This is a genomic window from Acinetobacter sp. YH16052 (genome assembly GCF_013417155.1).
Classification (GTDB): domain Bacteria; phylum Pseudomonadota; class Gammaproteobacteria; order Pseudomonadales; family Moraxellaceae; genus Acinetobacter.
In genome coordinates this window covers 1-2,061 of sequence record NZ_VPEO01000111.1, presented here as the reverse complement: position 1 = coordinate 2,061, position 2,061 = coordinate 1, and the positions used below count along the sequence as shown (strand labels likewise).

Below are 2,061 nucleotides of genomic sequence, written 5' to 3'. Positions count from 1 at the left end.
GAATCCGCTTAGGTAGGTCAACAAAGTCCGCTAGGTAGTCCAGGGAATAAGCCCGCTCTGTCCAGAACGTGGTTCGCCATTGAGGATGTAAGGGGTTCTTGGTAATGAGGTGAGAATAGTTGCGATCTGCCCCCATTTTGAGCGCATAGGCATAGTAAACCGCCTGGGCATACTTGATTGCCTTAATGCTGGAAAAGTCGCTGGTACAAAGCGGTATCTCCAGCTTGTAGCAATGATGGCTATGACCATTAACAGGGTTTTGAGTAGTCCAAAAGGGTTTAGGTAAACCGGCATCAAACCAGGATAAAGCGGCATCTTCTTTGTCATCGTCAAAGACAAAGTAAATTGTGGTCAGGGGTGAATTTATCTGAATGTAGGGCTTTTTAACCGCGATGGATTTAGTACGGATGAGCATGTAGCCAGGCTTCTCATCCATGCAATATGGTTTATTTGGTAGACTCTCGAATAGATCGAGTTGCTGCTGTGTCCCCAATTCCGTTCTAAATTTAGTCAGTGTCGAGTGACTTTTTGTATAATTCATGGGTTTACACTTTAGTAAACCGCCTTTTGTTCTTTGCATATACTAAATTTGTGGTATATGATTATAACAAACACAAGACGGATTCATCTCCTTATTGTTGTTAAAGATACGAGCCTCGATTGATTCCATTCCGCCAAGTTTGAAAATCATCGGGGCTTTCTTTTGTAAGAATATAACTAATCAACAAAAAATTTCAATCAATAAAACTATATAAAATAATAAATTATCAAGATAGTTACGTAAGTTGCGCAAGTTAAATAATCTTATTATTTATAAACTATTGATCTAAATAGAAAACTTTATATAATGAATTTTAAATAAGTTACGTAAGTTAAATAATCAAGATGATAATTTTAGTTGGTGGTGAAAAAGGAGGGTCCGGTAAAAGTTGCCTCGCCCAAAATTTAGCTGTGTATTTACAAGCGAAAAAGAGAGATATTTTATTATTGGATGCTGATCCACAAGGTACTACTACTGATTGGATTAAAGAACGTGATGACAACAATAAAGTAGAAAGTATTCCTTCAGTACAAGCTGCTGGGAATATCCGTCAAATATTATTAGACCTGTCTAAACGCTATCAAGACATTATTATCGATGCAGGTGGTCAAGATTCTGAGGCTTTACGTTCAGCAATGACTATTGCAACTCATATGTTATTGCCATTTCGTCCTAAAAGACGTGATCTAAAAACATTGGTTCATGTTGAAAAGTTGATCCGATTAGCCAAAGCTGTAAATCCAGAGCTTTATACTCGAGCAGTTATTACTCAATGTCCAACTTTACCAAGTCAGTTTCAAAGAATATTAGACGCTAAAGAAGCATGTGAATCTTTTGATTTGATTCCACTTAACAATTTTACGTGTAATCGAAATATCTATGATGATGCTGATGAAAATGGATTATCTGTCTTTGAAATGTCATCTGATGAAAAAGCTAAACAAGAAATTGAACAAATTGCTAAAGAGTTTTTAGGAGATCTTTAATGGCACTTAAAGGCTTAAAAAAATCTGAGCAAAGTTTAAACGAAGAAAAAATCGAGGACTTTATTCAGGGTGCAACCAAACGTGTTAAGAAAATAGAGCCAACACAGCAAACTTATAAAAGATACACCTTCTCTTTAACTGAAGATGTCAATCATCAAATAGATACTCTTTTGGTAAATTGTAGAGTTGCTAAGGCCAATCGTTCTATCATTTTAAAAGCTGCTATTAGTCAACTAGAAAAACTATCTGCTGAAGAACTGCAAAAAATCGTATTAGATAAAATTAAGTAACTTACGTAAGTTACTTAATTTACATAAGTTAATGCTTTAAATTTTTATTAAATAAACTTTTGAAATATTGCTTACTTATCGATCGTGGAACATGAAAGATTGATAAAACAGCCTAAGAGAGCGTGCTTAGGCTGTTTTTACAGATATAAAACATTGTTTTAAAAGGAAATTTTTTGGACGTTTCGTATAAGGTGTATTATGTTAATTTTAGAAAATCTTCACTACTATTATTTTAAAATAAGCC

3 protein-coding genes are annotated in these 2,061 nt (G+C 34.5%); 2 read left to right on the top strand and 1 reads right to left on the bottom strand.

Going from position 1 to position 2,061, the window contains the following annotated elements:
- Positions 1–541, bottom strand: a 541-nt coding sequence (locus FTV42_RS16425; protein ID WP_180039215.1) for a replication initiation protein, incomplete at its 3' end; no start/stop codon positions are given.
- Positions 542–885: 344 nt separating this feature from the next.
- Between FTV42_RS16425 and FTV42_RS16420 the strand changes: the two genes are divergently transcribed.
- Together FTV42_RS16420 and FTV42_RS16415 are read left to right on the top strand one after the other, a co-directional pair.
- Positions 886–1,527, top strand: a complete 642-nt coding sequence (locus FTV42_RS16420; RefSeq protein ID WP_004728244.1) for an AAA family ATPase — start codon at positions 886–888, stop codon at positions 1,525–1,527.
- Positions 1,527–1,817 carry a hypothetical protein gene (locus FTV42_RS16415; RefSeq protein WP_127801923.1) on the top strand — a complete coding sequence of 97 codons (291 nt, stop codon included), beginning with the start codon at positions 1,527–1,529 and terminating at the stop codon, positions 1,815–1,817. Before FTV42_RS16420 ends, FTV42_RS16415 begins: the two co-directional genes overlap by 1 nt.
- Positions 1,818–2,061 lie beyond the last annotated feature (244 nt).

Coding starts and splice junctions, on each gene's coding strand:
- FTV42_RS16420 (WP_004728244.1), top strand. CDS start 886: ATGATAATTTTAGTTGGTGGTGAAAAAGGAGGGTCCGGTAAAAGTTGC.
- FTV42_RS16415 (WP_127801923.1), top strand. CDS start 1,527: ATGGCACTTAAAGGCTTAAAAAAATCTGAGCAAAGTTTAAACGAAGAA.